At 71.8% G+C, this 6,509-nt stretch carries 4 protein-coding genes and 1 pseudogene; 2 read left to right on the top strand and 3 right to left on the bottom strand.

The genetic code is table 11. The features are described 5' to 3' along the window. From ACWF94_RS29525 to ACWF94_RS29515, 3 genes and pseudogenes are all read right to left on the bottom strand, one after another. Positions 1–291 (bottom strand): annotated as a pseudogene (locus tag ACWF94_RS29525) (ABC transporter permease); the annotation flags it as partial. Further along, complete coding sequence (locus ACWF94_RS29520; protein WP_453495107.1) at positions 288–1,238, bottom strand: ABC transporter permease; 951 nt, start codon at positions 1,236–1,238, stop codon at positions 288–290. The gene ACWF94_RS29520 and the pseudogene ACWF94_RS29525, both read right to left, overlap by 4 nt. Continuing rightward, positions 1,235–2,845 carry an ABC transporter substrate-binding protein gene (locus ACWF94_RS29515; protein WP_453495103.1) on the bottom strand — a complete coding sequence of 537 codons (1,611 nt, stop codon included), beginning with the start codon at positions 2,843–2,845 and terminating at the stop codon, positions 1,235–1,237. The genes ACWF94_RS29520 and ACWF94_RS29515 overlap by 4 nt, the downstream gene beginning before the upstream one ends. Positions 2,846–3,011: 166 nt before the next feature. Here ACWF94_RS29515 and ACWF94_RS29510 point away from each other — a divergent pair, with 166 nt between their 5' ends. Further along, positions 3,012–5,045, top strand: a complete 2,034-nt coding sequence (locus tag ACWF94_RS29510; RefSeq protein ID WP_453495100.1) for an ABC transporter ATP-binding protein — start codon at positions 3,012–3,014, stop codon at positions 5,043–5,045. Beyond that, positions 5,042–6,509 (top strand): ABC transporter ATP-binding protein (locus ACWF94_RS29505; RefSeq protein WP_453495097.1); only part of this gene is annotated, 1,468 nt, incomplete at its 3' end. The genes ACWF94_RS29510 and ACWF94_RS29505, both read left to right, overlap by 4 nt.

The raw sequence follows: 6,509 nt of genomic DNA, 5'->3' as shown, positions 1-6,509 counted from the left end.
TGTTCCTGCGGTGACGGCGCCGGCGGTGGCCGCGAGGGTGGTCAGTACGACGGAAGGCCCTCCTTCGAGCAGCCGGGACAGCACATCGCGGCCCAGATGGTCGCCGCCGAGCCAGTGGCCGGGACCCGGGGCGGCGTACGGGGCGGTGACCTGGGCGGTGGGGGAGTGGGGGGCGAGGAGCGGCCCGCTCAGCCCGGCCGCGAGCACGGCGCCGGCCGTGATCGCGGGCACCCACAGCCGGGCACGCCACGGCACCCGGCGGGTTCCGCTGCGCGGTACGGCCGTACTCATGCCGACCTCGTACGGCCGACCGAGGCGGCGACGAGATCGGCGGCCACGGTGGCCAGGAGCGTCAGGGCTCCCATGATCATCGCCAGGGCCTGGACCACGGGGAGGTCGCCGCTGTCCACGGACGCCACCAGGAGCTTCCCGATCCCGGGGTAGCTGTAGACCATCTCCACCAGGACGGTTCCGCCGATCAGCCCGGCGGCGCTGATCAGCCAGATCTGAGCCGCCGACGGCAGGACCGCGGGCAGCACGGCCTGTCGCAGGACGGCCCGCTCCGGCAGCCCGTTGAGCCGCATGAACTCCACGTGGGGCGCCCGCAGGGCGGTCGCGGTCTGTGCGCGGATCACCCGGCTCGCGTAGGCCAGGCTCACCAGGAAGAGGCTGAGCACCGGCAGGACCAGCACATCGGGGTGGCCCAGCGGATGTCCGCCCGCCGGGAGGAGCGACGCGGCGGGCAGCCAGCCCAGTTGGCCCGCCACCGTCAGCGCCAGCACGCTCGCGACGACGAACTCCGGCACCGCCACGGTCAGCAGGAGGGCCGCCGACCCCGCGCCGTCCAGCCGGCTGCCGGCCCGGCGGCCGAGTGCCACGCCGAGGGCCAGTGAGGCCGGTACGAGCAGCAGGACGGTGAGACCGGCGACGACGGCGGTGTTCCGCAGCCGGCCGGTCAGCATCTCCGACACGGGCGTCCCGTTGGCCGAGGTGCCGAGGTCGCCCCGCAGCAGCCCCCCGGCCCACTCCAGGTACCGCCGCCCCAACGGCTCGTCAAGCCCCAGCCGTTCCCGGGCCTCGGCCGCCTGGTCCGGGGTGACCCCGGGGCCCAGCCGGGCGCTCGCCGGGTCGCCCGGGAGCAGATCGACTCCGACGTGGACGACCAGGGACAGCGCGACGAGGAGCGCCGCGGCCATCGCGAGCCGCCCGCAGACGTACCGTATGACCCCCGCCTTCACGCGACGAACCCGGTCTTGCCCAGCCAGGGGTACTTGGGCGACTCACGGCCGTCGACGCCGGTCAGCTTCTCCTTCGCGACGCTGAGCACATCGCCGCGGCCCCAGGCCACCCAGTTGCCCCGGTCGGCCATGACCTTCTGGGCCGTCTCCCACGCCTTCGCCCGCTCGGTCCCTGATGTGGTCGAGATCGCCGTGGCGACGGCGCCGGTGAGTTCCCGGTCGGGGAAGGCGAGGGTCGGATAGGCGGCGGACCGGGTGTAGGTGAGGGCCAGTGAGAAGGGCCCCAGGGGGAAGGCCATGGCGTCGCACGCCTTCATTCCCGCCGGGTCGAAGCCCTCGTTCGGCGCCACCTTGACGAGGGTGGCGTCCAGCCCGAGTCCCTTGAGCTGTTCGACGAACAGTTCGGACGACGAGTTGAGCCCGGACTCGTACTCCGCCGTCCGTACGACGAACGGCTTACCGGTCGCGCCCGCCGACGTGAGCAGTTCCTTCGCCGCCGCGATGTCGTGCTCCGGTACGGGGACGCTGTCCAGGAAGTGCTTGGCCCCGGCGCCGAAGAGGTCGTTGGCGGTGACACCGAAGCCCAGGAACACGGTCCGGACCAGGGCCTCGCGGTCGATTCTCAGCCTGATCGCCTTGCGGACCCGGGGGTCCATGGACACGCCCCGGGTGACATTGAGGACGAATCCGTAGGTGGTGCGCAGTGTCTCGCCGCTGTCGCGGACCTGGAGGCCCGCGCCCGGTATGCCGGACTTCGCCGTCGAGAAGGAGATGTCGGACGCGTAGTCGGCCTGGTCGCCCTTGACCGCGTTCGCCCTGGCCTGCGGATCGTCGATGCTGAGGAGTGTGATCCGCTCGGCGTTCCCGGCGCCGTTCCAGTATTTCTCGTAGCGCTCCAGCCGGGTCTCCACGCCCGCCTGGAACCGGGTGACCCGGTAGGGGCCGGTGCCGATCGTGGCGCCGGGGGTGAAGCGTTTCGCGCCGTTCTTGATGACGTGGAGGCCCGCCCCGGCGAAGAGGGTGGCGGGGTCGCCCACCGGCCGCACGGTGGGCACGACGACGGTGTGGCCGTCGACCGCCCTCGCGGCGTCGAGATCGAAGTACTGGGACAGCTCGCTCGGGTACGCGCGCTCGGGGGACGCGCGGTGCTTGAGCGTGTAGACCACATCGTCGGCGGTGAAGGGGGAACCGTCGTGCCAGCTGACGCCCTGACGCAGCGTCAGTGTGCAGTTCTCGCCCTTGGCGCCCGGTTCGGCCGAGGTGGCGAGCGACGGCCGTGCCGTGCCCTTCTCGAAGACGAAGAGCTGGTCGAAGACGATCGCGTACCGCACGAGATCACAGGTGGTCTGGCCCACCGAGGGGTCGAGGGACTCGGCCGCGCCCGCTCCGGCGAAGGCGAGCCGCACGGTCCCCCCGCGCACGGCCTTGCCGGTGGGTGCGCCGCTCTTGACCGGGGTCGCGGCCCGGTCGGACGAACAGCCGCCGAGGGCGGGCACGGTCACGGCGACCGCACTGACGCCGAGAAGGGTGAGGACGCCCCGCCGGGTGACGGGAGCGCTCGCGGTTCGGGAGGGGTGACTGCCGTTGGACGGCGTTCTGCGGTACATGACACTCCGGGAATTTACGATCAGCGGACCAAGGCGTACGGTGTTCGCGTAAGGCTAACCTTACTTGGCTTGATGCGGGTGGCCCGAGCTTGAATAGTAATGATAATCATTCTCGATAACGATTTCGCCAGGCATCTCGGACCCATGGACCCAATGGAGGCAGCGCATGCCCGCTAGCGGCACCACCGCGGAGCCGGCCCAGCACACCCCGGAGGGGGACGGACCGGAGAACGGCGGCGGCCGGGACACCGCCGGCGCGAAGGACCGCCCCCCGGACCCGCTGTTCGCCCTGTTGGGAAGTGTCCGCGGCCGGCTGTTCCTCGCCCTCGGATCAGGCGCCTGCGCGGGCCTGCTCGGGGTGGCGGGCCTGGTGCTGGTCGGCTCCGCCCTCGATGAACTCTTCTCGGACGGGCGGTCCGGCACCACGGTCGCCTGGTATCTGGCCGCCGCCGTGGCGGCGATGATCGGCCATTTCGGGCTGCGCAAACGGGCCTTCGATGTCTCCCATCTGGCCAGCTTCGAACTGGAGACGACCCTGCGGCGCGATCTCGCCGGGCATCTGTCGACCGTTCCGCTCGGCCGGGTCCAGTCCCTGGGCTCCGGAGCCCTCAAGAAGGTCGTCCAGGACGACGTCCGCGCGCTGCACGGCGCGGTCGCCGACTCGACGCCCATGCTCGGGGCGAGTCTGGCCCAGCCGGTCGCGGCCCTCATCGCGCTCGCGATCATCGACTGGCGGCTGCTGCTCGCGGTGCTCGCGATCGTGCCCGCCGTGGTGATCGGCTTCCGGCTCGTCACCAGGGACCACGCCGTCCACCGCCGTGCCTACGACGAGGCCAACGAGGCCATCAACGAGGCCGTGGTCGAGTTCGTCCAGGGCATGCCCGTGGTCCGCACCTTCGACGACGGCACCACCTCCTTCGCGCGGTTCTCCGGCCGGGTGGAGGACTTCACCCGGGCGACCGAGGAGTGGCAGCGCCAGACCAGGAAGGCGGGCGTCATCACCCGCGCCGCCATGACACCGCTGCCGACGCTCGTCATCGTCCTGGCGGTCGGCACCTGGCTGGTCTCGACGGGATCCCTGTCGATCGTCGACCTCGTGCTCGCCACCCTGCTGGGCACCATGCCGATCGAGGCCGTCGTGCCCCTGATGTACCTCAGCCAGTTCATCACCGAGTCCCGGGCGGGCGCGGTCCGGATCGGCGACATCCTCGCCATCCGCCCCCTGCCGGAGCCCGGGACGCCCCGGCGGCCGGCCGACGGCTCGATCACCTTCACCGGCGTCGACTTCTCGTACGACTCCGGGCCGGCGGCGACCACCACCGCAGGCACCGCGGCCACGGCCACCGGCACCGCCGTCACGGCCACGTCCACCGGTACCGCTGTCACGGTCACGGCCACGGCCACCGGTACCGGCACCACCGGCACCGCCGGCGCACGCAAGGCCCTCGAAGGCGTCGACCTGCACATACCCGACGGCACGGTCTGTGCCCTGGTGGGCGCGTCGGGCTCCGGCAAGTCGACCGTCGCCCGCCTCATCCCCCGTTTCTGGGACGTGGACTCCGGCTCCGTACAGGTCGGCGGAGCCGATGTCCGTAAGATCGGCTCCACCGAACTGCTCCGGCACATCGGACTCGTCTTCCAGGACCCCTTCCTGCTGGACGACACCATCACCGAGAACATCCGCCTCGTCCGCCCCGACGCCACCGACGAGGAGGTCCGCGCGGCGGCCCGCGCCGCCCAGGCCGACGAGTTCATCCGCAAGGAACTCCCCGACGGCTACGACACCCGCGTCGGCGAACGCGGCTCCCTGCTCTCCGGCGGGCAGCGCCAGCGCATCACCATCGCACGGGCGCTGCTCGCCGACTCCGCCGTCATCGTCCTCGACGAGGCCACCGCCTTCGCCGACCCCGAGAACGAGGCGGCGATCCAGCGGGCCCTGGCCGAACTGACCCGCGGCCGTACGGTCGTGGTCATCGCACACCGGCTGAGCACCATCGTCGACGCCGACCAGATCGTGGTGCTGGACCGGGGCCGGGTCGCCGAGAGCGGCACCCACGCCTCTCTGCTCGCCGCCGAAGGCCGCTACGCCGCGATGTGGCGCCAGCACCTCAAGGCGGACGAATGGGGTCTCGCCGGGCGCACAGGCGGCCGCACGACCGGCGGGACACCGGCCGGCACCACCACGGAGGTACCCGCATGAAGCGCCTGTTCCGCCTGATGATGCTCGCCGCCGGGTCGAGAGGCGAGCACTTCCTCTCCTCCCTGCGGGCGTCCCTGGCCGGATCCTTCGCCCAGGCCGCCGCGTACGGCGTCCTCATCGGCCTGATCCATGAACTCGCCCAGCCGGACGTCGACGCCACCGCCGCCTGGTCCTGGTTCGCCGCGTTCGCCGTGCTGTACGCCGTCGAGGCGCTCTGCCGGCTCAAGGAGCTGAGCTTCCAGTACGAGGACTGGGCCCGGGTGATGTCCGACCTCCGACTCGGCCTCGGCGAGAAGCTGCGCGCCATGCCGCTGCGGGAACTGGAGAAGCGCAGCGCGGGCGACCTCAGCGCCCTCGTGGGCGGCAATGTCTCCTACGCGTCCATGGGCGCCTCCCACATCGCGTTCCTGTTCGTCCAGGCCGCGATCGTCCCGCTCGTGCTGGTCCTGGTCGTCCTCGCGGTCGACTGGCGCATCGGTCTCGTGCTCGTGGCGATACTCCCCGCCGCCCTGCCCTTCGTCCGGGGCATCCAGCGCCGGGCCGGCACGGGGCTGCGCGCCTCCAACGCCGCCGACGGCGCGGCGGCCTCACGGATCGTCGAGTACGTCCAGGGGCTGCCGGTCCTGCGCGCCGCGGGCCAGGTCGGGGCCTCCTCGCGCCGTCTCGACGACGCGCTGCGGCACCAGACCCATGTGATGAGCGAGAACCAGAAGTCGCTCACCGTGCCCAGCATCATCGCCACGACCTCGATGCAGCTCGCGATCGTGGCGGCCGTCGCCGTCGGGGCGGCCCTCGTCTTCGACGCCCGGCTCTCCGTACCGCTGCTCGCCGCCCTGGTGGTGGCCGCCGTCAAACTCGCCGAGCCGCTCGCCAACGCCACCACCATGATCGCCGTGTTCGAGCTGTCGGAGGCGTCGCTCGAACGCATCGAGGAGGTCATGCGGAGCGAACCCCTCGCCGTCGGCGACCCCGACGCCCGGCTCGACCGGTTCGACATCACCTTCGACAACGTCGTGTTCCGCTACCACCCCGACGATGCGCGGCCCGTGCTCGACGGGGTCTCCTTCACCCTGCCCGCCCGATCGCTCACCGCCCTGGTCGGCCCGTCCGGCTCCGGGAAGACGACGATCTCCAAGCTGATCACCCGTTACGCGGACCCCGACTCGGGGACCGTACGCATCGGCGGCACCGAACTGTCCCAGGTCGCACCCACCGAGATCTACCGTCATGTCGCCGTCGTCTTCCAGGACGTCTACCTCTTCGACGACACCATCCGGGCCAATATCGCCATGGCCCGCCCCGGCGCGTCCGACGCGGAGGTGGAGGCCGCCGCCCGCGCGGCGAACGTCCACGAGTTCGTCAGCAGGCTGCCGCACGGCTACGACACCAGGGTCGGCGAGATCGGCGGGGCGCTGTCCGGGGGAGAGCGCCAGCGGGTGTCGATCGCCCGCGCGATCCTCAAGG

Source organism: Streptomyces sp. NPDC055078 (assembly GCF_053607985.1).
This window is presented reverse-complemented; position numbering and strand designations above follow the sequence as displayed.